At 62.2% G+C, this 24492-nt stretch carries 22 protein-coding genes and 1 pseudogene; 21 read left to right on the top strand and 2 right to left on the bottom strand.

Features of this window, described 5'->3' with window-relative positions:
• The first annotated feature begins 1291 nt into the window (after positions 1-1291).
• From OK015_RS24875 to OK015_RS24810, 13 genes and pseudogenes are all read left to right on the top strand, one after another.
• Complete coding sequence (locus OK015_RS24875; RefSeq protein ID WP_268133071.1) at positions 1292-2002, top strand: MlaE family ABC transporter permease; 711 nt, start codon at positions 1292-1294, stop codon at positions 2000-2002.
• Positions 1999-2853, top strand: a complete 855-nt coding sequence (locus tag OK015_RS24870) for an ABC transporter permease (RefSeq protein ID WP_442791159.1) — start codon at positions 1999-2001, stop codon at positions 2851-2853. Before OK015_RS24875 ends, OK015_RS24870 begins: the two co-directional genes overlap by 4 nt.
• A gap of 4 nt (positions 2854-2857) precedes the next feature.
• On the top strand, positions 2858-4318 hold the full coding sequence (locus OK015_RS24865; RefSeq protein ID WP_268127066.1) for an MCE family protein: 1461 nt from the start codon (positions 2858-2860) through the stop codon (positions 4316-4318).
• On the top strand, positions 4315-5343 hold the full coding sequence (locus tag OK015_RS24860) for a virulence factor Mce family protein (RefSeq protein WP_268127065.1): 1029 nt from the start codon (positions 4315-4317) through the stop codon (positions 5341-5343). The genes OK015_RS24865 and OK015_RS24860 overlap by 4 nt, the downstream gene beginning before the upstream one ends.
• Positions 5340-6659 (top strand): MCE family protein, encoded by a 1320-nt coding sequence (locus OK015_RS24855; RefSeq protein WP_268127064.1) that lies wholly within the window; start codon positions 5340-5342, stop codon positions 6657-6659. Before OK015_RS24860 ends, OK015_RS24855 begins: the two co-directional genes overlap by 4 nt.
• On the top strand, positions 6656-8005 hold the full coding sequence (locus OK015_RS24850; RefSeq protein ID WP_268127063.1) for a virulence factor Mce family protein: 1350 nt from the start codon (positions 6656-6658) through the stop codon (positions 8003-8005). Before OK015_RS24855 ends, OK015_RS24850 begins: the two co-directional genes overlap by 4 nt.
• On the top strand, positions 8002-9135 hold the full coding sequence (locus OK015_RS24845) for an MCE family protein (protein WP_268127062.1): 1134 nt from the start codon (positions 8002-8004) through the stop codon (positions 9133-9135). The genes OK015_RS24850 and OK015_RS24845 overlap by 4 nt, the downstream gene beginning before the upstream one ends.
• Positions 9136-10596 carry an MCE family protein gene (locus OK015_RS24840; protein WP_268127059.1) on the top strand — a complete coding sequence of 487 codons (1461 nt, stop codon included), beginning with the start codon at positions 9136-9138 and terminating at the stop codon, positions 10594-10596.
• Complete coding sequence (locus tag OK015_RS24835; RefSeq protein WP_268127056.1) at positions 10566-11180, top strand: mammalian cell entry protein; 615 nt, start codon at positions 10566-10568, stop codon at positions 11178-11180. Before OK015_RS24840 ends, OK015_RS24835 begins: the two co-directional genes overlap by 31 nt.
• A gap of 46 nt (positions 11181-11226) precedes the next feature.
• Positions 11227-11943: a polysaccharide lyase beta-sandwich domain-containing protein gene (locus OK015_RS24830; RefSeq protein WP_442791158.1), complete on the top strand. Its 717-nt coding sequence runs from the start codon at positions 11227-11229 to the stop codon at positions 11941-11943.
• A 269-nt stretch (positions 11944-12212) separates the two neighbouring features.
• A pseudogene (locus OK015_RS29345) lies at positions 12213-12921 on the top strand (CAP domain-containing protein).
• Positions 12922-12997: 76 nt separating this feature from the next.
• The gene (locus tag OK015_RS24815; protein WP_442791157.1) at positions 12998-13885 is read left to right on the top strand and encodes an alpha/beta hydrolase-fold protein; all 888 of its coding nucleotides are present in this window, start codon (positions 12998-13000) and stop codon (positions 13883-13885) included.
• Positions 13886-14027: 142 nt separating this feature from the next.
• Positions 14028-15077 carry an ABC transporter ATP-binding protein gene (locus tag OK015_RS24810; protein ID WP_268127054.1) on the top strand — a complete coding sequence of 350 codons (1050 nt, stop codon included), beginning with the start codon at positions 14028-14030 and terminating at the stop codon, positions 15075-15077.
• 115 nt (positions 15078-15192) lie between these two features.
• On the opposite strand, the gene OK015_RS24805 is transcribed toward OK015_RS24810, so the two are convergent.
• Positions 15193-15591: a DUF732 domain-containing protein gene (locus OK015_RS24805; RefSeq protein WP_268127051.1), complete on the bottom strand. Its 399-nt coding sequence runs from the start codon at positions 15589-15591 to the stop codon at positions 15193-15195.
• Between the two features lie 65 nt (positions 15592-15656).
• Positions 15657-16934: a Rieske 2Fe-2S domain-containing protein gene (locus OK015_RS24800; protein WP_268127049.1), complete on the bottom strand. Its 1278-nt coding sequence runs from the start codon at positions 16932-16934 to the stop codon at positions 15657-15659.
• Between the two features lie 464 nt (positions 16935-17398).
• On the opposite strand from OK015_RS24800, the gene OK015_RS24795 reads away from it, so the two are divergent.
• The 8 genes from OK015_RS24795 (at position 17399) to OK015_RS24760 (ending at position 24420) form a co-directional block, all read left to right on the top strand.
• Positions 17399-17998, top strand: a complete 600-nt coding sequence (locus OK015_RS24795) for a TetR/AcrR family transcriptional regulator C-terminal domain-containing protein (RefSeq protein ID WP_268127046.1) — start codon at positions 17399-17401, stop codon at positions 17996-17998.
• 117 nt (positions 17999-18115) lie between these two features.
• Positions 18116-19189: an antibiotic biosynthesis monooxygenase gene (locus OK015_RS24790; RefSeq protein ID WP_268127044.1), complete on the top strand. Its 1074-nt coding sequence runs from the start codon at positions 18116-18118 to the stop codon at positions 19187-19189.
• Positions 19190-19314: 125 nt separating this feature from the next.
• On the top strand, positions 19315-20145 hold the full coding sequence (locus tag OK015_RS24785) for an SDR family NAD(P)-dependent oxidoreductase (RefSeq protein WP_268127042.1): 831 nt from the start codon (positions 19315-19317) through the stop codon (positions 20143-20145).
• Between the two features lie 37 nt (positions 20146-20182).
• A complete protein-coding gene (locus OK015_RS24780) occupies positions 20183-20992 on the top strand; it encodes an SDR family NAD(P)-dependent oxidoreductase (RefSeq protein ID WP_268127040.1) in 810 nt (269 codons plus the stop codon).
• 37 nt (positions 20993-21029) lie between these two features.
• On the top strand, positions 21030-21920 hold the full coding sequence (locus OK015_RS24775) for an enoyl-CoA hydratase/isomerase family protein (RefSeq protein WP_268127038.1): 891 nt from the start codon (positions 21030-21032) through the stop codon (positions 21918-21920).
• A complete protein-coding gene (locus tag OK015_RS24770; protein ID WP_268127035.1) occupies positions 21917-22669 on the top strand; it encodes an SDR family NAD(P)-dependent oxidoreductase in 753 nt (250 codons plus the stop codon). Before OK015_RS24775 ends, OK015_RS24770 begins: the two co-directional genes overlap by 4 nt.
• A gap of 159 nt (positions 22670-22828) precedes the next feature.
• Complete coding sequence (locus OK015_RS24765) at positions 22829-23977, top strand: thiolase C-terminal domain-containing protein (protein WP_442791328.1); 1149 nt, start codon at positions 22829-22831, stop codon at positions 23975-23977.
• A 203-nt stretch (positions 23978-24180) separates the two neighbouring features.
• Positions 24181-24420: a hypothetical protein gene (locus OK015_RS24760; protein WP_268127030.1), complete on the top strand. Its 240-nt coding sequence runs from the start codon at positions 24181-24183 to the stop codon at positions 24418-24420.
• Positions 24421-24492: the final 72 nt, after the last annotated feature.

Here is a 24492-nt window from a genome sequence, read left to right as displayed (position 1 = left end):
GTCTCCTCGTCAACCTCGCTAAGACGCAGAATCTGTTTGGTGACGTCGTGAACGATGCGTTCGTCGTCGACGTCGGAGACGGGTTCCCGGTGGGTGTGTAGATCATCGATTATCCAAGCGTTGATGCAATGCGATATCGCCGTAGGGGCTGTGTCGCCAGAATGCGAAGTCGGACCGGCGCGCGAAGCGCCGCATGCCCAGCGTACGTATCGAGAAATATGTCGACAGAATTAGGAATAAGAGTTAGACGTAGGTGACCTGCGGACTACTGGGTCGGTCGTGTAGCCCCCGGAGGCGACGCCGTCCACACGCGGCCGTCTCCGCCGACCCAGGGAGGCGTTGCGCCGGCTGGGCTGCCGCCTGCGCCGAAGCGACTACCCGGATTGCGCCGCCATTTTCTCGGCGCCGTCCCCGGTTCTAGGGACGTGGCGCACTGAACTGTGACAACCGATGACATGCGTCAGGCTAGTCACGGTTCGCTGAGAGCGCTGCCTCGAGCGCGCCGAAAGTGCACGCCATGTGCCTGCATGCGGCGATCCGGTACCCGTTGAGACCGAACCCCCGGCTTCTTGACATCGCGGCCGCACGAAGGTACCTCGGCGGCCGAACGGTGTGGCGGCCAACACTCCAAGTGGCATCTCCGGCGTGGTGAGCCGCCCGGCTGCGAAGTCGGGCGCAAGCGACCCGGCCATGCCCCTGCCAACGTTGTCGCCACGTGCCCGGCAGCAGCAGGAAACTCGAAACATACATTTCACAGTATTCTGTCGACATTTTATTGAAGACAGGCTAGTTTCGTCCGAGAGTTGTGCAGCCGGTCACATTCGGCCCTGAGGTGCGCGGAGAACTCACTGGAAGCGCAGGAGCGGAGTTTTCGTGGCGGCGCCCTGGCTCGGAGGGAAGGAAGCTTGGCGATGTTGAGCGTGGAACAGAATGAGTTCCTCACACGGGTCGGCGCCGGCGCGCCGGCAGGTCAGTACTTGCGGCGCATCGGGTTGCCGGCGTTGCGAGGCCACGAGTTGCCTCAGCATTCCCGCCCCATCACCCAAACCGGTGCAGCCCGACGCCCCCAAGCATCGCGAATTTGCGACCGATCAACGCCTAGGAGACCCATGCAATCGCGCAGCAACGCGACAAGCGCGCTTCCGCACACCACGAAGGCGGAGTGCGCGCAGATGCCAGAGGCCGGCCTGATTCGTTGCCAGCCCAACAGGACTCGGTCTGCCGGAGGTGCGCGGTGAATGTCTCTGCCACGGCCGTCAAACCGCTGCGGGCGCTCGGGGACTTTGCCGCGATGGCCCTCGACGCGTTGATCGCCACTCCACAACCGCCTTTCGCATGGCAGGAGTTTCTCGCGCAGAGCTGGTTTGTCGCCCGGGTGTCGCTACTACCCACCATTCTGCTGGCCATTCCATTCACCGTGCTGTCGGTGTTCACCCTCAACATCCTGCTAGTGGAGTTCGGCGCTGCCGACTTCTCTGGTTCCTCAGCCGCGTTCGGGGCCGTCACCCAGATCGGGCCGTTGGTCACCGTGCTGGTTGTAGCCGGCGCCGGCGCCACCGCAATGTGCGCGGATTTGGGTGCGCGCACCATCCGAGAAGAGATAGACGCCATGCGGGTGATTGGGATCAACCCGATACAAGCGTTAGTCGTCCCGCGGATCCTCGCGGCAACCGTGGTCGCTTTGCTACTGGATTCGATCGTCGCGATCGTCGGGCTCACAGGCGGATTCGCGTTCTCAGTGTTCGTCCAACACGTCAACCCAGGAGCATTCGCAGCGGGAATCACCCTGTTTACGGGCTTGCCCCAGGTTGTCATTTCGCTATGCAAGGCAGCGCTATTCGGCCTGGCGGCCAGCCTGATCGCCTGCTACAAGGGCATGCACGTTGATGGCGGTCCCGCTGGCGTGGGCAACGCGGTCAACGAAACTGTGGTGTTTTCCTTCATGGCGCTGTTCGTAATCAACCTGCTGGCAACGGCAGTCGGCGTTAAGGCAACGATGTGAACTACGACGCCGCCCGATACCCATGGTCCCGCACCCGTAACGCGATTGCCGGCTTCGTATACGGCTGGAACCATATTGGGACGCAGATCGCCTTCTATGCCGCGACGGTGCGATCTATTCAAGACTCCCTGGCCAACTACCGCAGGGAAACTGTGCGGCTCATTGCCACGATGAGCCTGGGCAGCGGCGCGCTCGCCATGATCGGGGGCACGATAGCCACAGTCGGCTTCCTAACGATGTCGGCGGGCGCGTTGGTTGCCGTCCAGGGTTACAACCTCTTGGCCGGTATCGGCACCGAGGCGCTCACCGGATTCGTCTCGGCCTATATCAATGTGCGTCTGTTGGCGCCCCTGGTGTCAGGAATCGGCATGGCGGCCACCATCGGCGCCGGGGCCACAGCGCAGCTGGGTGCGATGCGCATCAACGAAGAGATCGACGCCCTAGAGGTGATCGGTGTCCGGTCAATCGCCTACCTGGCCTCGACGCGACTGATGGCCGGCGTGCTGGTGGTAGGCCCGCTGTACGCCATCGGCGTGCTGATGTCGTTCCTCGCCGCCCGATTTGGCACCACATACGTCTACGGACAATCAGTCGGCGTCTACGACCATTACTTTTACACCTTCCTCAACCCCACCGATCTGCTGTGGTCCTTCGTGAGCGCCATAGCGATGGCGATCGTGGTGATGCTTGTGCACACCTACTACGGATACACCGCCGCCGGCGGCCCCGCCGGGGTCGGGGAGGCAGTCGGCCGGGCCGTGCGGACTTCCTTGATCGCCGTAGTACTGGTGACCCTGATGATTTCGCTGTCCGTCTACGGGCAGTCCGGCAACTTTCACCTCTCGGGATAGCGCGATGCCGACCTCCGCAACTCGCAAACGTGAACGCCGCCTGCACCCCGGTTGGTGGACAGCCGCATTCGTGCTGCTCGCCGTGTCGCTGACCCTGCTGACTACCGGCCTCTTCAACGGCAGCTTCCGCTCCTACGTTTCCGTCACCCTTGTCTCCGACCGCGCGGGATTGGTCATGGACCCGGGCGCCAAAGTCAAGCTGCGTGGTGTACAGGTCGGCCAAGTTGCGGGCATCGTCGGCGGGCATCAGCCCGTGGCGTTGAAGCTTGACATCGATAGCGACCAGATTTCCCACATTCCGGCGAACATCGGCGCACAGATTCGGGCCACGACCGCATTCGGCGCCAAATACGTCGACCTGATCTATCCCGAACAACCCAGCCGCCAGCATCTGGCCGCCGGTACTGTACTGGCCTCGCGCAACGTGACCACCGAGGTCAACACCGTGTTTCAAAACGTCGTCGACGTTTTGCACCAGGTGGACCCGCCCAAGCTCAATGCAATCATCAGCGCACTAGCCGACGGTGTCCGCGGCCAAGGCCAGCGCATTGGCGAAGCCACCACCGACGCCAACGACGTGCTGTTGGCTCTCAACGCGCGAAGCGACGCGATGGCCGGCGATTGGCGCTCCTTCAAACGATTCAGTGACGCCTACAACGGTGCGGCCAACAACATCGTCTCGATCCTTGACTCGGCGAGCGCCACTAGTAGGACCGTCGCTCAGCACAGCACTGACCTCGACGCGCTGCTACTGAGCACGGCGGGGTTTGCCAGTAGCGGGGTCAACTTGCTCGCGCCGCCCAATCAGCAGAATTTCATCGACGCGGTCAACACCTTGGAGCCCACTACTGCCCTGTTACTCAAGTACAGCCCGACCTACACCTGCCTGCTGGTTGGGACGAAACTCTGGTACGACAAGATCGGCCGGCGGTCGATCGGCGGAAACGGCAGGACAGCCATCCTCGACGCGTTCGTGTTGTGGGGGGCCGATCCGTACCGGTACCCCGACAACTTGCCGATCGTCGCGGCCAAAGGTGGCCCCGGCGGAAAACCGAGTTGCGGGTCCCTGCCTGACGTCAGCAAAAACTTTCCGGTGCGGGCACTGGTCACCAACACGGGCTGGGGCACCGGCATCGACTACCGGCCCAACCCCGGCATCGGGCACCCCTGGTTCATCAACTACTTCCCGGTCACTCGGCCAGTGCCCGACGTGCCCCACATCGCCGGCAATATTTCTGCGCCTGCGCCCGGACCGATTCCTTACCCAGGCGCGCCTGCCTACGGTGCGCCCCTGTACGGCCCCGGTGGCGTTCCGCTATGGCCTGGAGTGCCGCCAGCGCCAGCGCCGCAGGAGTCACCGCCCGCCGCCGCGGCGCCGCCGTCCGACACGCCAGCACCGTCCCCCGCGGCGCCGGACGGCGGGGCCGACGTCACCAGACCCGACAGCGATAGGACCGCACCATGAGGCAACGACTCGGTGGCACCATGTGGCGCCTTGCTATCTTCGTAATGGTCTCTGCCCTATGTCTATTCGGCCTTTTGGCCGTCTTCGCCCAATTCCGCTTCGAGAACGAGACCCTATATAGGGCTGAATTCAAAGACATTGGGGGCCTGCAGGCCGGCAACTTCGTCCGTATTGCCGGCGTCGAAGTAGGAAAGGTTAAAAACGTCTCATTGCAACATGATTCGTCCGTATTGGTGTCCTTCGCTATCGATCCGTCGGTGGCCCTTACCGAGGGAAGCCGCGCTGCCGTCCGTTACGACGACCTCATCGGCGGCCGCTTTTTGGCCTTGGAAGAAGGTGCCGGAGAACCGCGGCGATTGCTGCCCGGCCAGACCATTCCATTGCAAAGAACCAGCCCTGCACTTGATCTCGATGCGCTCATCGGCGGGTTCCGGCCATTGTTCCGGGCGCTGAACCCCGATCAGGTCAACGCTCTCACGGAGCAAATTATCCAAGCTTTTCAAGGACGCGGTGACACCATCGGCTCCTTTCTGTCCCAGACCGCCACATTCACCTCCACCCTGGCGGACCGCGACCAGCTGATCGGTGAGGTGATCACCAATCTCAACACGGTGTTGGGATCGCTGGGTGATCAAAGCGACCACTTCGACAAGGCCGTCGATTCACTATCCGAACTGGTCAAGGGACTCGCGGCGCGCAAGACCGACATCACGAACGGTGTGGCCTACACCAACGCCTCATCGGCGGCCATCGCCGATTTGCTTGCCCGAGCCCGCCCGCCATTGAAAAATGTTGTAGCTCAAGGTGATCGGGTGGGAACGCTAGCCGTCGCCGACCATGATTACCTGGACAACCTCGTTAACGGGCTGCCGGAGAAGTACAAAACACTGTCTCGGCTGGGCGTGTACGGAGACTTCTTCAGCTACTACCTGTGCGATCTGCTGCTCAAACTCAACGGCAAAGGCGGTGAGCCCGTCTACGTGATGGTCGCAAGCCAAACCACCGGAAGATGCGCCCCGAAATGAAAACCTTCGCCGAACGCAATCCACTGGTAGTCGGTGCCGTCGGTGCCGCGATGGCCGCCGTGCTTGTAGTGGGATCGCTCGAATACGACAAGATCCCGTTCGTCAATTCCGACGAAAGCTACTCGGCCTATTTCGCTGAAGCCGGCGGGCTGGCTTCCGGTGCTGCCGTGCGGGTATCAGGCATGCGGGTTGGTCAAGTCTCCAGCATCGTGCTGGACGGTCCGCGGGTTCTGGTGAAATTCACCGTCGACAAGGACGTTCATCTCGGTGAGCGCACCGAAGCCGCGATCAAGACCAAAACTCTGCTCGGGGCCAAGATTCTTGAACTGGTTCCCCGCGGTGAGGGCAACCTGTCGGCGACGATCCCCTTAGAGCGCACCACTGCGCCTTACCAACTGCCCGACGCACTCGGGGATTTGACGAAGACGATCAGTGGTTTGAACACTACCCAGCTGTCAGATTCGCTGACGACGCTCGCGCAAACCTTCTCCAAGACACCACCGGACGTCAAGGTCGCCGTCGACGGTATTGCGCGTCTGTCGCAAACGATGAACTCGCGCGACGAGCAGCTGCGCAGGCTCCTCGACAATGCTCGGAAGTCCACTGATGTCCTTGCTCATCGGGCAGATCAGGTCGTCAACCTAGTTCGCGACACGAATGCACTGCTGGCCGAACTGCGTACACAAAGCGACGGTCTGCAGCACATCAGCTCCAACATCTCGGCACTGGCCAACCAATTGGAGGGCCTCATTTCCGAGAACAAGGCCCCGCTCAAGCCCGCATTGGACAAGCTCAACGATCTCCTGGGCATCCTCGACAACCGTAAACATCAGGTACAGCGGGCACTGACCACCATCAATAATTTCCTTCCGGGGCTGGCCGAAGCCGTGGCTTCCGGGCCTTACTTCAACTCATACATCGTGAATATCCTTCCGGGACAATTCCTTCAGCCCTTCATCGACGCGGCATTCTCTGATCTGGGCTTAGATCCCAACGTGCTGGCGCCGTCCCAGCTGTCCGATCCTCAGGTCGGCCAGAAAGCCACGCCGCCGATGCCGGTTCCGTTCCCCCGCACCGGACAAGGCGGAGAACCCAGGCTCAACCTGCCCGACGCGATCACCGGCAATCCGGGCGACCCGCGCTACCCCTACCGCCAGCCGCCTCCGGCGCCGGCGCCGGGGGGTCCACCCCCGGGCCCGCCGGCACTTCCGCCACCCGGGCAGTCGGTTCCCCCACTGGGACCCACGCCGGTCTATGTGCCGGCCCCCAATGAGGTTCCACCGCCACACCAGCCGACCCCTGGAGCATCCCAATGAGCAAAGTGCGATTGAAGGCGGCACTGGCCGTCGTCCTGGCGGTCTTCGCCATCGCGGGCGGAGCGCTCGTTGTCAAGGGAATCCACGAAATCAGCCGCACCTACATCGTGGCCTATTTCGCCAATAGCAACGGCATCTACGTTGGCGACGAAGTACGCATCCTGGGGGTGCCGGTCGGCAAGATCGACAAGATCGAACCTCAGATGGATCGTGTCAAGATCAGCCTCTGGGTCGAACAGAAATATGCGGTGCCCGCCGATGTGAAGGCCGCCGTCCTGTCGCCATCGTTGGTGACCTCGCGCGCCATTCAACTGACTCCCGCCTACACCGGCGGACCTGCGCTGAAAGACAACGCGGTCATCCCATTGGCGCGCACCGCAGTTCCCGTTGAGTGGGATGATTTTCGGGCTCAGCTAGAGAAACTGACGAACTCAATGCAACCCACTCAACCCGGCGGGGTCAGCCCTTTCGGGGCGTTGATCAACACTACGGCCGACAATCTGCGCGGCCAGGGCGCGAACATCCACGACATGGTTGTCAAGCTGTCCCAGGCACTTTCCGCGCTCGGCGATCACAGCGACGACATCTTCTCCACGGTGAAGAACCTCTCGGTGCTGGTGTCGGTGCTGCACGACAACGCGGGGTTGTTGGAGCAGTTGAATCGCAATCTGTCGGCGGTCAGCGCACTAGTAGCCAGTGATCCCGACTCCGTCGGCCACGCGGTCCATGATCTCAACGCTGCCGTCGGCGATGTCACCAACTTCCTCACCGAAAACCGGGACACCGTCGGGACCACCACCGATCGGTTGGCCTCGATCTCGACGGCGCTCGTGCAAAGCATCGACGACATCAAACAGATCCTCCATTCCGGCCCTACCGCGTATCAGAATTTCCTCAATATCTATGAGCCCGCGCATGGTTCGCTGGTCGCCGCACCGACAATCGCAGAGCTCGCCAATCCGATCCAGTTCTTATGCGGGGCGATCCAAGCTGCCTCCCGCCTGGGCGCCGAGCAATCCGCAAAACTCTGCGTCCAGTACCTGGCCCCCATTATGAAAAACCGCCAATACAACTTCCTGCCGTTCGGCGAGAACATTCTCGTCGGCCCCAAAGCGCGACCCAACGAGCTCACCTACAGTGAGGACTGGCTGCGCCCCGACTATGTCCCACCGGGTACCGCACCAGCGCCCGCGCCTCCGGTGGCTGCGCCGCCACCGGGCCCGCCGCCGGTCGGTGCGCCGGCACCTGTTGATGCACCGCTACCGGCCGCAGCTCTCGGCGGGGCCCCCTCCAATCCCGCTGACGGACTCCTCGGAATGATGACCCCGCCGGGACCGCGATCATGACCGCGCGGCGGTGGTGGCGCAGCGCTTTGGCCGCGGTAATTGTGATGAGCACGGCAGCGGGATGTGGCTGGCGCGGCGTGAACTCAATGCCGTTGCCTGGCACCAAAGGTGGTGGCCCGGGGTCCTACCTTATCCAGGCGCAGCTACCCGATGTCACCAACATTCAGCAGAACTCACCAGTGCAGGTCGGCGACGTCACGGTCGGCAGCGTCACCAAGATCGAACGCCAGGGCTGGCATGCGTTGCTGACCATGCGCCTTGCCGGCAACGTGGATCTACCGGCCAATGCCACCGTCAAGGTCGGGCAGACCAGTCTGCTGGGATCGCTGCACGTCGAACTGGGGTCACCGGTCAGCACGCCGCCACAAGGCAAGCTGCACAACGGATCTGTGATCCCGTTGGTGAGCGCCACGAGTTATCCCACCACCGAACAGACGCTGTCCACCGTGGGCATGTTGCTCAACGGCGGCGGTATCGGCCGAGTGCAGGAGATCACCCAGGCATTCAGCACAGCATTCTCTGGCCGCGAACAAGACCTACGCAGCCTGTTGCAGCAACTCGACACCTTCATTGGTAATCTTGATGCTCAAACGTCCGACATCATCGCGGCCACTGAGCGTTTCAACGATCTGGTCGGCAAGTTCGCCGCTCATAAAGACGTGCTCGATCGCGCTCTGCGCACCATCCCCGACGCGTTGGCCGTCCTCAGGGATCAACGCACACACCTGGCTGACGCGTTCGAGCAAATGAGCAAGTTCGGTGTGTTGAGCGCCAATGCGATCAACAAAACCAAACAAAATATCGTCAACCAGCTCAACGAGTTCGGCCCCGTCTTGCAGTCACTGGCCGACGCTGGGCCGGCAATGACCCGTGCCCTAAGTGTGCTGGCTACCTTCCCCGATCCCAATGAAGGGATTGAGAATTGGATTCGCGGCGACGCCGGAAACGTCACCGTGGTTCTCGATCTCACCCTCAGTCGGATCGACGAGACTCTGTTCACCGGAACCCGTTGGGAAGGCAACCTCACCCAGCTCGAGCTGCAGTGGGGCCGCACCATCGGCCAATTCCCCAGCCCTGCAACGGCAGCCAACCCACTGATCGCTCCCTATCACTTCGACCAGGGCCGGTAAATGCAACTAACCAAAAGAATCAAAATCCAGCTGGCGTTGTTTGCGACGATCGCCCTGGTGGCCATCACGGTCATTGCGCTTTACTACGCCCAGCTTCCCACTTTGTTTGGGGTAGGCCGCTATACGGTGACCGTGCAGCTACGCGAAGCGGCCGGGCTATATCCCTCGGCCAACGTGACGTATCTGGGCACCGAGGTCGGGCGGGTCACATCGGTAGAGCTGACCGAATCCGGTGTGAACGCGGTGCTGTCACTTAAATCGGGCCTGGCTATTCCGTCGGATCTCGACGCGCAGGTTCACAGCCAGTCGGCAGTCGGTGAACAGTACGTGGAGCTGCTTCCGCGCGCTGTTTCCGCGCCGTTGAAGAATGGCGACGTCATCCCGGTGAAGCGCTCCTCGGTGCCACCGGATGTCAACAACCTGCTCGACGCGACGAACCGTGGCTTGCAGGCCATTCCGCAAGACAATCTCAAGACAGCCATCGACGAGGCCTACGCAGCTATCGGAGGCCTAGGACCCGAAATCACCCGGATCGTCAAAGGCTCGACGCAGCTTGCCATTGACGCACGCCGCAACCTCGATCCGCTCACGACCCTCATCGACCAATCGCAGCCCGTGCTGGACTCGCAGTCAAACACGTCTGATTCGATACGCTCGTGGGCGGCTCATCTGGCCAACGTCACCGGTCAGCTGCAACACCAAGACACCGCGCTGGCTGGGCTTTTGCACGACGGACCGGCTGCCGCCGACCAAGCACGCCAGCTCATCGATCGGCTGCAGCCCACGTTGCCGCTGCTTTTGGCCAACCTGGTCACTACCGCCAAGGTCGGTCTCGCCTATCAACCGGCGCTCGAACAGATACTTGTGCTGCTGCCCCGTGGCATCGAGATGCTCCAAGGTGTGTCGGTGACCGACTGGGACAACCCCTCGCCGTACGCGGGCATGCTGGAGGATTTCAAACTCAACTTCAACACCACCCACCCGTGCCTCACCGGCTATCTACCGCCGCAGCAATGGCGATCTCCGTCGGTCACTGATGCTCCCGAACGGCCCGCTGGGCTGTATTGCCGCATCCCCCAGGACGCACGTCAGGACGTACGCGGCGCGCGGAACTTGCCATGCCTGACGGTGCCTGGCAAACGCGCACCGACCGCGAAGATGTGCGAAAGCGCCGACCAATACGTCCCGCTCAATGACGGAGACAACTGGAAAGGCGACCCCAACGGCACCCTCTCCGGACAAGACGTCCCGCAACTGCCACCGAGTACGCCTCCGGCCAAGGCGCCGGCGGACACTCCGCACTCCGCAGCGCCGCCGGCACCCATTGCCGCAGCTCAATACGACCCGGCTACCGGCAGCTACATCGGACCGGACGGGCACGTCTACACCCAAAGTGACCTCGCCCAACAATCACAGGAGGAGCACAAGACATGGCAGACGATGCTGATCCCACCGAATTAAGTAGCGCCGCTGAGGCGGCGACACTGATGCTAGACGACCCGCTCGACGACGTGTCCCACGACGATGACAGCGCCGACGCCATCACGCCGGCCCCTGGCAATCGCGGCCGGCGGCGTGCCGCGTTTGTTTTGGGGCTGCTCACCGTTCTGGCGTTGGCCGCAGTTACGGGCTGGTTGGGCTGGCAGGCCTATCAGCTTCGCGGGCAAGCCCAGTACCGCCAGGTCTGCCTGCACGCTGCGCGCCAAGGCGCACTCAACCTCACCACCATCGACTACCGCGAAGTCAACGCCGACATACAACGCATCCTCGACAGCACCACCGGTGCGTTTCACAACGACTTCAGTCAGCGCTCGGAGCCGTTCATCGACACTGTCAAACAGGCCCAATCCACTTCGGTAGGAACCATTACCGCCGCGGGCCTGGAGTCGGTGACGGATCACGAAGCCCAGGTACTAGTGGCGGTATCGGTCAAGAGCTCCCTAGCGGGTGTCCAGCAACCTCAGCCCCGCGCCTGGCGGATGCGCATCAACGTCGAGACCGTCGGAAACGAAATGAAGGTGTCTAATGTCGCGTTTGTCCCTTAAAATTGCTACCGGCCGAGGGTGCTCGGACCTGCCTGGTACCCAGGGCATGGCCCACGACAATGCCGCCAGTGAGCTGGCATTGGACAGCCGCACAGCCGCTACCGATGGCGTTGAAAGCGTTGCAGGACAAGATGGTTCGACCACGCTTCGTGGTGATGTCGGGAGCGACGACCAAGCCGAGGATCTGACGGCGCTTGAATCGCAAGCCGGGGACGATGCCGACGACGCCGGGGCCGAAACCACGCCGAAGCCGAGACGATGGTTACGCTTCTGGCGCGGCCGCGATTGGGGTGCGATCTTCGTCCGGGGAGTGCTACCCGCGCTGGCCTTGGTGCTCGCACTGGGCGCGGCATGGTTGAAATGGCAGGTCTTCAATGCCGCGGAAGCGAATACGGCGCGGGTCCAAGCGGTACAAGCGGCCACCGAGGGTACCGTCGCGATCTTGTCTTACCAGCCGGGGACCGTCGAGCATGACCTCGCCGCGGCGCGCGACCGGCTCACCGGCCAGTTCCGCGACTCGTACACATCGCTAACTCACGACGTCGTGGTACCGGGAGCCAAAGAGAAAAAAGTCGCTGCCGTCGCAACCGCGCCAGCTGCCGCGACCATGTCAGCTTCGCCCGGTCATGCGGTCGTGCTGGTCTTCGTTAACCAGACCACCATCGTCGATAACGGCGCACCTACCAGCACCGTGTCGAGCGTCCAGGTCACCCTCGACAAAATCAATGGCCGCTGGCTGATATCCGGATTCGACCCGGTCTAGCCCGAACCGAGCTGTCTCACATGGTTTCCAACAACCGGCAGAAGAATCGCGTTGGGTGCAAGCGGCAGCCGTCAGACCGCGTGTCGGATCAATCAGTCACGCCCGCAACCCATCTGGCAGATCAGGCGATCACAGCCGGATCTCGACATGCAGCGAAGGGAGGTTCAGTGAGCGCCGACGCACAGCGTACGAGACCACGCCGCCACGCCGCCACGGCTGGAGCGTTGACAGTGCTGACCGCGACGTCCAGCGCAATCTTTTTCGCACCGATGTCCCGCGCAGATAATCAGCGTCTCAACAACAGCGTCATCATCGACGTCGTCACGCTGCAGCACCAATCCGGATGCACCGGCAACATCAAGAAAAATCCACAACTTCAGCTCGCGGCGCAATGGCATACGCTCGACGTCCTGAACAATCGCGACCTCGACGGCGATGTCGGCTCGGACGGGTCGATGCCGCAAGATCGTGCGGCCGCCGCCGGATTCCATGGAAAAGTCCAGGAGACAGTCGCCATCAATCCAGCTATGGCGATCAGCGGCATCGAGCTGATCAATCAGTGGTATTACAACCCGTCCTACCTGGCGATCATGCAGAATTGCGCCAACTCCGTCATGGGCGTCTGGTCGGAGAACAGCTTCAATCGCACAGTTGTGGTCGCGATGTACGGTGAACCGCAATGAGTCGGTCGCGGGTGGTCAGCCACCTCGATGCGCTGAAAGCCGAAGGCCACAAACCATTTCGTCGGGTCGATCGCGATCTCGGCCAGGTGCGGAATCGCGCCCACCCTTGCTTTCCCGCAGCATATTTCACAGTCAAACGCGCCCATCACGAATCCTGGGCGCTCGATCCGATGAGGAGCCGACCATGGACCCAACGCCCGACTACGACGCCAGTGACGAGCTCGAGTATTTCATCAACTGGCTGCCTTGGGCCCTACGCGGGGTCTATCCACCTCCGGCCTACCCGCCGACATGAAAGCCATGCGACCCGATGGAGCGATCGTCGCTGCGGACTGTCACGGGTTACTTCGGTCCGAGCATGAGGTCATGACATGAAGGACGCTACCCGCGGGCTGAGAATTGTCCTGGCGGTAATTATGCTCTGGTGCGCTTGGGCCTCAACGCAATCCGCACGAGCGGCCGGAGTCGAGACGTTGATGATCCCGTCGCCGGCGATGGGACGCGATATCCCGGTGGCTTTTCAAGCGGGTGGTCCGCACGCGGTGGTCTTGCTCGACGCATTCAATGCCGGCGATACCGTCAGCAATTGGGTGACGGTCGGCAACGGAATGAATGATTTTGCCGGAAAAGGTGTCTCGGTCGTTGCGCCGGCCGGCGGAGCATGGAGCCTGTACACCGACTGGGAACAGGACGGCAGCCGGCAGTGGGAGACGTTCCTGTCCAGGGAGCTACCAGACTGGCTGGCGGCCAACAAGGGTCTAGCGCCGGGCGGCCACGGGATCGTCGGGGCAGCGCAGGGCGGTACCGGTGCTCTGATGATGGCGGCGTTCCATCCCGACCGCTACCGCTACGCGGGCTCGATGTCGGGCTTTCTCAGCCCATCGTCGACCACCTTCAACGGGGCTATCACCGCCGGCATGTCTCAGTTCGGCGGCGTGGACACCCGCAACATGTGGGGCCCTTCGCAGCTGGGTCGGTGGAAGTGGCATGACCCTGACGTCCACGTCCAGTTGCTGATCGACAACGGCACCCGGTTGTGGATCTTCAGCCCGTCGACGCTGACGTGCAGTGAGCCCGCCGCGATGATCGGCTACTGCGACCAAGCCCAAGGGAGCAATCGGTCGTTCTACAGCCACTACAGTTTCCTGGGCGGGAAAAACGGCCATTTCGACTTCCCTGTCGGTGGCCAACACGACTGGAGCAGCTGGACGCCTCAACTTCAAGTGATGGCAGGCGATCTCGCGAATGCGGTCCGATGACCGGGACACGAAGCGAACCGGGGGCTGTCGGCAACCACCCTTAAACCGACATACCAAGCCTTTTGGGCTCGGCAGCCGTGAAGGCGACAGTCGCTGCGGGGTAATCGTGTTGCAGCAAAGAGCATCGAGGAAAGGATCTCCGATGGGTATCGGTATACAGGTGGAAGGACTAACGAAGTCCTTTGGTTCTCAGCGAATTTGGGAAGACGTCACCATGGACATCCCGGCCGGTGAGGTCAGCGTGTTGTTGGGTCCGTCGGGTACCGGCAAATCGGTGTTCTTGAAGTCGCTGATTGGGCTCTTGCGTCCGGAGCGCGGCTCGATTGTGGTCGATGGCACCAACATCACCGAATGCACGGCCAAAAAGCTCTACGCGATACGCACCTTGTTCGGCGTGATGTTTCAAGATGGTGCCCTTTTTGGCTCAATGAGCCTGTACGACAACACCGCTTACCCGTTGCGTAAACATACCAAGAATAAAGAAAGCACGATCCGCAACCTCGTCATGGAAAAGCTTGAGCTAGTGGGGCTGGCCGGCGACGAAGATAAGTTTCCCGGCCAGATCTCCGGCGGCATGCGTAAGCGCGCCGGTCTGGCCCGCTCTCTGGTGCTCGACCCGCAAATCATATTGTGCGACGAGCCCGACTCTGGTCTGGATCCGGTGCGTACGGCGTATTTGTCGCAGTTGCTGATCGATATTAACGCGCAGATCGACTGCACGATCTTGATCGTTACCCACAACATCAACATTGCGCGCACGGTGCCCGACAACATGGGCATGTTGTTTCGCAAGCAGCTGGTGACGTTCGGTCCGCGTGAGGTGTTGTTGACCAGCGATGAGCCGGTGGTGCGGCAGTTCCTCAACGGTCGACGTCTGGGGCCGATCGGGATGTCGGAAGAGAAAGACGAGACGACGATGGCCGAGGAGCAGGCCATGGTTGCCGCCGGGCATCACGATGGAGGTGTAGAGGAGATCCACGGGGTGCCTGCGCAGATCACCGCGACCCCCGGGATGCCCGAACGCAAAGCGGTGGCACGTCGGCTGGCACGGGTTCGAGAGTTGATGCACACCCTGCCCCCGGCCGCGCGGGAGGCCATTCGCGGCGATCTCGACGGCATCCCGACGGGCCCGATCCAAGAGCCCAGTGGCGAGACGCTACCGGCACGCCACCGTGTACCGGAAGATAGCTAGCCGCTCGTTCGGATTCCGGCTGATCCCGAGATGCCTCGTGAGCGAGCTAGTTCCGAGTACCGGTGCCGCGACGTCCGCTGATGATGCATTCGAGGAGCGGACCGCGGCTGGGGACTCAGTAGTACGTGCCAGGGCCAGTCTCGCCGCCCGGCGGCCGATAGCCTTCTGACGACTGCCGTAGCTGCCATATTTGTGCGGGGCACAATATGCTGACGGCATACGAGACCAGGTAGTTGGCCACAAACTCGTCGCTGGGGCTGACCTCCCTTTTCACGTCTCCCATGACTTGCGCATAGCTCTGATTCTGGCTGACCTTGTGGCAGATCCCATAGCCGTAGCCGACTGCGTCATTACCCGGAAAGTTGTAGTGTCGCCGCACCTGGACGTCAAAGACGTACTCCACCTCGGGCGCTGGCGCGGCGTGGGCCCGAGGCGGCATTGACTGCGCGACCCCGCCGGCGGCAGCCGCAGCGACGGCCAGCACAATGAGCCGCTGGCGGCTATTAGGTCGCACGCCAATGGCATTGGTTCTCCTTGTCACCGATTGGTGGCGGTTCCACGGCATGAGCATGAGGCGCGCTATGCGGATTGCGTGACGTGGTCGGACCGTTCGGCAACCATGTCTTCGAATACCGGCATGTCGCTGTCGACGTCGTAAGGAACCAGGTCCCCGACGTAGGGGTGGCCCGGCTCGATGCCGTTTTGCACGTCGGCTGCCGCCCGCATAAGCCTGTTGCGCAACGCAATGATTGGTTTGTCGGTGGCATCGAGGTGCTCCTGGGACCGGTCGACGGCAAAGCCCATCGTCTCGACCATCACCTGGTCTTCGGTCTTGGGGCCGCCGGGCAGACCTGTGCCCCCGGTGGCTTGTTGAATCTGTCGGTCGAGCCCGTAGCCGTTGCGTTTGTTGAAGATTGGCAGCGCAATGTCGATGATCACGCCATCCTTGAATTGAAAAGTGCTCTGCTCCACCGGCACTACGCTGTCCAACCTGATCAGTTGCCCGTCGGGCCCTGGGACCATCGGCATGCGCTCGACAGGGAAGATGAGGAAGACCGCACAGTGATCGTCGTCGATCGGCAACACCATGCTGGTCTCGCCCTTGTGGCCGCCGGGGATTGGGATCAGCATGGTCGTTGGAAGGATCAGCTGGTTGACCCGCCAGTTGTATTCGCCGTTGGCCTTGCGTGTGCGGACAGCCGATGACAGTCCGAAGTCGGTTTCCACGATCGTGGCCTGTGAATGGAAGTCCGTCCCGAGCCCGTCCGCCGTGAAGTAGCCATCAGCAGATGTGCTGTGCAGGAAGGGAATATGAACCAGGTCGAGGTCGCCTTCGAGGTTCTGCATCCAGTTGCATTCCAGAAGATAACGAACCCGGGTCAGGTCTTCGGTGGGCATGTTGGTGAAGGGCAGTTCCGGGGGGCGGGGTGGCATGAGTTCGCGGGGGCCGAGGTAGACCCAGATGAGGCCGCCGGTTTCGTAGGTGGGGTAGGACTTGATGAAGGCTTTGTCTTTGAGTTTGCTTCCGGGTGGGGCGGCCGGGTAGTCCAGGCAGCGTCCGTCGGTGTCGAATTTTTGGCCGTGGTAGACGCAGCGTAGGCCGCCTTCTTCGTTGCGGCCGTAGTACATGGCGGCGCGGCGGTGCGGACAGAAGGCGTCAAGGACGCCGACCTTGCCGGCCGAGTCGCGGAAGGCGACGAGGTCCTCACCGAGGATGCGGGTACGCACCGGATCACAATCCGGCCCCGGCAACTCGCGGTCCAGCAGCGCCGGCAACCAGAACCGCCGAAAGTACTCGCCCATCGGCGTGCCAGCACCGACTCGGGTGAGGAACTCGTTTTGTTCCACAGTCAACATCGCGTCGCCCTCCTCGAGTCTGAACGAGGCATTGCGCCGGGGCCTCGTCTGGCTTGCTGGAACGCGGTCCCGGAACCACAGCGGCTGAAGCGATTGGGACCACCTCTCTGGTTGACGAACTTAGCGTGTCGGCAAAAAAATGTCGACACAAATCGTAAACGCTGCGTTGCGGGAAGGTTAGATTTCTTTAAGGGCCGGCGGCGCCGGTGCAGTCGCCCCCCGATTGCCAGCGGACGCGGGGCTACTCGGTCGAAGCAACAGCAACGTCGTAAGTTTTAGGCAGTTGAATCGCATTGCCAGCAGCGCCAGCAGTCATGGTCGCCGCCAAAGTCGGCGACTTTGCTGTCGCCCACAAAAGTCGGAAGCCCCGACTCGAACGGGGCACGCCGTGGTTGCTCCCCTCCGCAACGGGTGGAATCGCATTGTGCTGGGAGCCGAGACCCAGTGAGGAGGCATGGAACGCAATGGCGAGCAGGCACACAGCCGCAAAGGTGGTGACCACCGCCTTGGCACTGCTCGACGAGCAGGGTTGGGAGGCGGTGACCTTGCGTGGCATTGCCCGGCGGATGGGCGCTCATCTGAACTCGGTTTCGTTTCAGGTCAAGACCAAGTCCCGCCTCCTGGAGCTTATGACCGACCAGATCATGGGCGAACTCTCATTCGAATCCCTACCCGACGACCCGCTCGAGCGAGTGCGAGAGATCTACCGGCGGTACCGTGTGGTCCTGTTGCGGCACCGCGACGCTGCCCGGTTGATGATCAGTACGCGCGTGTTCGAGACAAACACCCTCCTCGTCGGAGAAGCCGTCGTTGCGGCTCTTCGGGAAGCGGGCGTGGATGACGTCGCTGCCGTACGCGCCGGATGGTCGATGCACTATTTCGTCATCGGACTGGTGCAGGAGGAGCAGGCCATGCATGCCGTCTGGTCGACGCCGCGCGGTTCGTCCGTCCTCGGTGCGTATCCCGCATTGGCCAGCGTGGCGTCGGTACTCGAGGTCGACACGTACGCCGATCGAATGGAGTTCGGCATCAGCGCGATCCTGGCTGCCGCCTGTGCGTCTTAAGCATCCATCCACGAACGCTTGAACGACGTACCTCTTGGGTCCAGCTCCGCTCTGGAAGAATCTGTCGACAGTTTTATGTCTTAATGTGTACGCTACATGTGCGGCCGAGTACCCGTCTTGGCCGCTCGATCGCCTGTCCACCTGGTGGCTGTAGTCCAAGGATCCCGACGCCTTTCTGGCGCTAGTGGCCATCTCCAGGCGCTTAGTAGAGCAACGAAGCTTCTCGGAAGGGAGATGCCGGTGACGCGAATTCCGGTAGTCAATCGCCTCGAATTCGATGAGCACCAGGTAGCGCTGTGGGAACTCTTCAACGATGGCCGACCGGACGCCGATCGGCTGGATGGCGGAGGTGAACTCCTTGGGCCGTCAAACGCCCTCATGCGTATTCCCGAGCTCGCCACCACGATGGTCGCCTTCAGCGGTTACCTCCGCTCGGACACGTTGCTGGAGCGGCGGCTCGTCGAACTGGCCATCTGCATCGTGGCGAGCCACTCGCGCGCCGACTTTGCATTTTGGCGGCATGGTCCTTCGGCAGTTTCGCATGGGATCGACCAAGAGGTCATCGACGCGCTGCGCGACGGTCGGCGACCCAACTTCGACGTCGACGACGAACGGATCGTGCACGACCTCACCACGCAGATTCTCTCCACTAGCGAAGTTGACGACCTAACCTACGATGCGGCGATCAGCTGCTTCGGCGAGCGTGGAGTGGTCGAACTCGTTGCGACGGTTGGCTTTTACTTCATGATCGGAATGATCTTGAACGTGTTCGAAGTTGCCGTTCCTGATCAAGAGTCGATTTTCGGTCGACGGCAACCGGAGCCCGGTGCTGTCATTTCGGGACCAGGGCAACCCTTGGCCACTCGATCCAACCAGGAGGTAATGATGAATTACGTCGGTTTGTGGGCTCATATCCCCGTGCACCCCGGCACCCGGTCAGCCGCCGCCAGCGCTGCCGAGTATGCGCTCGAAAAGATCAACCAAGAAGACGGGGCTGTGCTTTTTCTCGTGACCGCGTCGGACAATGACCCGGATGCACTTCTGGTGTTGGAGCTGTACCGGGATGAGGCGGCATTGCAGGCACATAAGGAGTCTGACTGGCTACCCGAATACATGGAGTCGATGACGGAATTCGTCGCAGGTGAGCCGTCATTCCACGTTGTCCGCCCGTTGCTCGCGAAGGGCCTCTGACGAGCTGGTCGCGGCCGCGCCCGAGCGTTAGTTCAGCATCTTGGTGAGGCCCGGGTCGTCAGCAACGATGTCAACGATCGTGCACGAATCCGATTGGACTCACACATAAGTCTGGAGAAATCGTCATGGGACGTCTTGAGAACAAGGTCTGCGTCGTTACGGGCGCAGCACGCGGCATTGGCCGGGGGATCGCCCGGCGATTCGCGCGCGAGGGCGCGGCCGTGGTGCTGGCCGACATCGTTGAAGACGAAGGCGAGCGGGTAGCCTCCGAGATCCGCGACAACGGGGGAGTGGCCCAGTTCGCAAGAACGGACTTGCGACGCAGGGAAGAAGTCTTCGCCACGGTGAACACCGCGGCGGACTCGCTGGGCGGCATCGACGTCCTGGTCAACTGCGCCATCGCGTTGTCGCCGCATGTGGGACTTGAAGACAAGACCGACGAAATGTTCTCGTTTGTCTTCGGGGTAGGGCTTTACGGGACTTTTTGGGGGATGCAAGCCGCATACCCGCACATGCGCCAGCGAGGCGGCGGCCGCATCATCAACTTCGATTCCCTGGCCAAGGTCAACGGTCAGCTGCACACCGCGGACTACAACTCCACGAAGGCTGCCATTGGCGCCCTCACCGTATCCGCCGCGGCGGAGTGGGCGCGCGATGGAATCCTGTGCAACTCCATCGCGCCGGCCGCGGCGAGTATGGGATTTCACAAGCTTGTCGAGGAGATGCCGGCCCTCATCGAGGTCACCAAGGGCTTCCCGCTCGGCCGAGTTGGGGACCCGGACAGCGACATCGCTCCTGTTGCGCTCTTCCTGGCCAGCGACGACGCGCGGTACGTGACCGGGCAGACGATCTACGTCGACGGCGGGCTGCTGCTGAGCACCGCGGCGATGTTCCCCCGAGACGCCGAGGAGCGTGTGCAGGCTTGGCTGCAGCAACCGTTCAACACGCAGGGATGAGTCGAGACCTTCGTTCCATGGCAGAGAGGTGATGACTATGGGCCGTCTTGACGGCAAGGTGTGTCTGATCACGAACGGTGTTCAGCCACTGGGACACGCGACCGCTCGGCGGTTTGCCCGGGAAGGTGCCACGGTGGTGGTGGCCGATGCCGACGGCGACGCGGCCGGTATCGCCGAAGAGTTGGCGGAGCTCGGTGGTCGTGGAATGTTCGTCCAAACGGACGCCGATGACAAGCTGGCTCTGGTGAGCGCCGTCGGATCGGCCTGTGCCGCGTTTGGCCGGGTCGACGCGCTCGTGACCGGCGCCCCGCGACACACGCCTCGCGCGCGGTTGGAGGCCCAGACGGACGCGATGTTCGATTCGACCATGAAGTCCGTGTTCTACCCGGCCGCTTGGGCGATGCAGGCCGTGCTTCCCGTGATGCGAGACCAAGGGGGTGGGCGAATAGTGAATTACTGCGCACCAGTGGGTCCGGTGAGCGTCTGGAATATCGCCGACTTCAACGCGGCGTCCACGGCGATCATCGGCCTCACGAACACAGCTGCCGCGGAGTGGGCCCGGCATCGAGTGCTCTGCAATGCGGTCGCGTTGCCGGCCTCCATTGTGCTTGCTACCGGCCAACAATCAGACGCCAACAATGCCGGGCCGCTCGAAACCCATCGGTTGATCACGCGAACGCCCGAGTTGGAAAACGATGTCGCTCCAGTAGCGCTGTTTCTGGTCAGTGACGACAACGCTTACGTCACGGGCTCGACGATCAAGGTCGATGGGGGAGCCGAGCTGAGCGCCGTGTGGCAGCCGGACGAGCTGTCGAATAGGTTTGCCGAGAAACAAGTTTCGCGGTAGCCGGCACAGGTTTCAGATCACGAGCAGGAGTTGAGCAATGCCATTTTCTGACGGCAACAAGCCTTTGCGTCCCCAACCGCGTACCTCGGGGGAGGCGCCGCCCCGCTTGAGCTTCGATGAGTACGCGGCGAAGTACGCGGAGTACCTGGAATTTGAGCGGCGAGACGGCATCCTTCAGGTGTCCTTGCGCAATGGTGATGGTTGGACACCGGTGTGGAATCAAGCGTGGCGTGACATTGGGAACGACCACGACAACAAGGTCGTCATCATCACCAACGAAGGTGCGGCTTGGATCGACTCTCCTGCCCCGATGAGTGGGGGATCGGGCAGTCTCAGTGACGAGTTCCTGAACATCTACCGCGACAATCTTCAAACACTGCACCACCAGCTGTTCTCGATGGTGATGCCGACGATCGCGGTGGTGCGTGGTCCCGCCCTGCCGGGCATTCACCTCGAACTCGCGTTAATGTGCGATGTCACACTATGTTCCGACGATGCGATATTCCGCGAGATGCATGCGGAGGTCGGGGTGGTCCCCGGCGACGGGCAGTTTCTTGCTCTCCAACAGCTGATTGGGCCAAAGCATGCGGCCTATTATGCATTCACGGCCGATGCAATCGATGCCGAGGCCGCGTTGCGACTTGGCCTCGTTTCTGAAGTAGACACGCGCGAGCGAATCCTGGCCCGCGCCTGGGAGATTGCGGCCAAGATGGTTGCGATGTCGGACATCAGTCGGTATATGACGACTCAGCTGGTGCGACGGCCGTGGCAACGAAGCTACGTCGAAGACGCCGGATTCCACCTGGCGCATGAGATGTTTGCGATGGCCGTCGACAGTATGGGCGGCAGCGGGTCCGTTGTCGACCAGTGGACGGCGTCGTATCTCCGTTCCAAGCAGATGGGCACCGGCCGCGGAGACGACGCATGAGCACCGGGCTGACTGGCAAGTCCGCGTTGGTGACCGGCGCGACGAGTGGCATCGGACAGGCAACCGCAATTACCTTGTCGCAGCGGGGAGCTCACGTCTTCGTCGCGGGCCGGAACGAGGAGCGCGGGCGCGCCGTCGTGGACCTGATCCGGAGCGCGGGCGGAGGAGCGGAATTCCTCGGTGGCGATCTGCACGATGCCAGCACGGCTCGTGAACTCGCCCGACGCACGCTTTCGGCTGCGGGCGGAACCATCGATATCCTGGTCAACAACGCGGGATCAGGAGCCATGGGCCCCACAGCAGAGTTCAGTGAAGCCGAGCTTGATGCGCTCTTTGCCGTCAACGTCAAGGTCCCCTTCTATCTGGTCGCCGAAATCGCTCCGGCAATGGCTTTGCGAAAAAAGGGCGCGATCGTCAACGTCTCATCAATGGCGGCTCAGGTTGGCATGGCCGGGATGTCGGCCTACGGAGCGACTAAGGCCGCGCTCAACCTGCTTACTCGACACTGGACCGCGGAGTTCGGCCCGCAGGGCATTCGGGTGAACTCCGTGAGTCCGGGCACAGTCCGCACGCCTGCGGTGGCAATGATCGACGATTCCACCATTGAGGCCATGGCCGCTCAGATCCCGGCGCGCAGCATTGCGCGTCCAGAAGACGTAGCCCAGGCCATCGCGTTTCTCGCGTCCGACGACGCCAGCCACATCTACGGCGCGGAGCTCAATATCGACGGTGGCGCTTCCGCGACTTAAGACCGGCCGGACGGCCAAACGAAGCCCGATCAGGCAATCTAAAAAATGTTGTCGACAGATTTATGACGATCTGATCTACTGACAAGGCAGGTGTGACATGCGTCGGGCTGTGGCTGCGCGCGTGGCAGACAACTAAAGGGAGCAAGTGACTTGACCGCCGTGATCTCCGGTATCGCGACCATTCGGCCACAGCCGGACGCCATGAGCTCGGCGGCCATGGCATTGGCCGCCTGCGAAAGAGCGTGTGCCGATGCCGGACTGGCGCCGTCCGACATCGATGGGGTCGTCAAGCTCAGTTACGACGGCTCGATCTCGACAATGGCACTGGCACAGCAACTCAACATGGGTGACCTGCACATCGACGCTGAACTTCCGCTGGGCGGCGGCTCGGTCGGGGCGATGCTGCAGATGGCCGCCATGGCGGTCGAAGCGGGTGCTGCTCGGCACGTCTTGTGCTTTCGCGCGGTGAGCGGACGGCAGTGGATGGCACAAGTTGGGGGACCCGACCTGCATCGGCCCTACTATCTGGACACGGCGAACTACCTGCGTCCGGCGGGTTGGACGGGCTACATGCACGTGTTCGCCCATCTTTTCGATGAGCATGCCCGACGATACGGAACCACTCGAGAAGCGCTGGGCAACGTCGCAGTCGACTTGATGGCCAATGCAATCGCGGCGGGGGTTCGGCCCGAGGGCGACGCACTTACCTTGGACGATTATCTTGCGGTACCGCCCAGAGTCGGGCCATTCAACAAGTACGACCAGTTCACCATCGTCGACACTGCCTCGGCCGCCGTCGTCAGTCCGGCGGACCACGGGTCGCGCTGCGACCGGCCGGTTGTCGAGATTGCCGCTACCACGCAGTCCCAGGGCACCAAACCAATGGGTTGGTACGACAATTCAGCTCTTCGCGGATCGGCGTTGGACGGTGCCGCACGCGTGGTGGCCCGCGAGCTGTATGAAGCTGCTGGACTTAGCCCGCGGGACATCGATGTGGCGCACCTCTACGACTGCAACACCTTCAGCGTGCTCTATCTCCTCGAAGAAACGATGTTGTGCGAGCGGGGAGCGGCGGCGGCGTTGGTCGGCGCCGGCGGCGCCTTGCGGGCAGCGGGCTCCCGGCCGGTCAATACCGACGGGGGCGATCTCGCATCGGGTTACGGACACGGCTTCAGGCACATCGTCGAAGCCGCCCATCAACTCCGCGGAACGGCCGCTTGCCAGGTGCCTGACGCGGAATTCGCGCTCGTCATGGGCGGGGCCGTCGGGGTGACTTCCGGCGCCATCCTCCGTCGGAGTAACCGGTGACGACGGACTTCACCATTCCCTGCCCAGTGGATTCCGGCACCAGCGGTGTCGCTGCTCACTACCGATCCACGATCCGCAAAATCGGTGTGCCGATCCTGCAGGTCTGCAACGTCTGCGTCTCTGCTCTATGGCCCGCGCGGCTTCGTTGTCGCTGCGGTGCAGATGATCTCGCGTGGCATCCCGCTGGTCGCCGGGGGCGGATCGTGAGTCGTGTGCGAGTCGACGTCCCCGAGGATGAATGGGCGCAGTTCGGCGTTCCGCGGAGGATGACGGCGCTTCTGCCCTACACGACGGTAATCGTGGAACCGAACGACTGGCCGGGCGCGCGGATGGCGATGCTACTCCAGACGTCTGGTTCGGCGTCCCCGGCGACCGACGAAGTGTCGTTGGGCGTCGAAGTCGAGAACGAGTCCGTGGTGTTGGTCGCTAGAGACCTGCCATGACCGCGGCGAAGGACCTGCGTTCGGCACGGCTCATTCCACCACCAATGACACATGGCACGTAGAGAAGGGAGT

It is taken from the genome of Mycobacterium sp. Aquia_216 (assembly GCF_026723865.1).
Classification (GTDB): domain Bacteria; phylum Actinomycetota; class Actinomycetes; order Mycobacteriales; family Mycobacteriaceae; genus Mycobacterium.
This window is presented reverse-complemented; position numbering and strand designations above follow the sequence as displayed.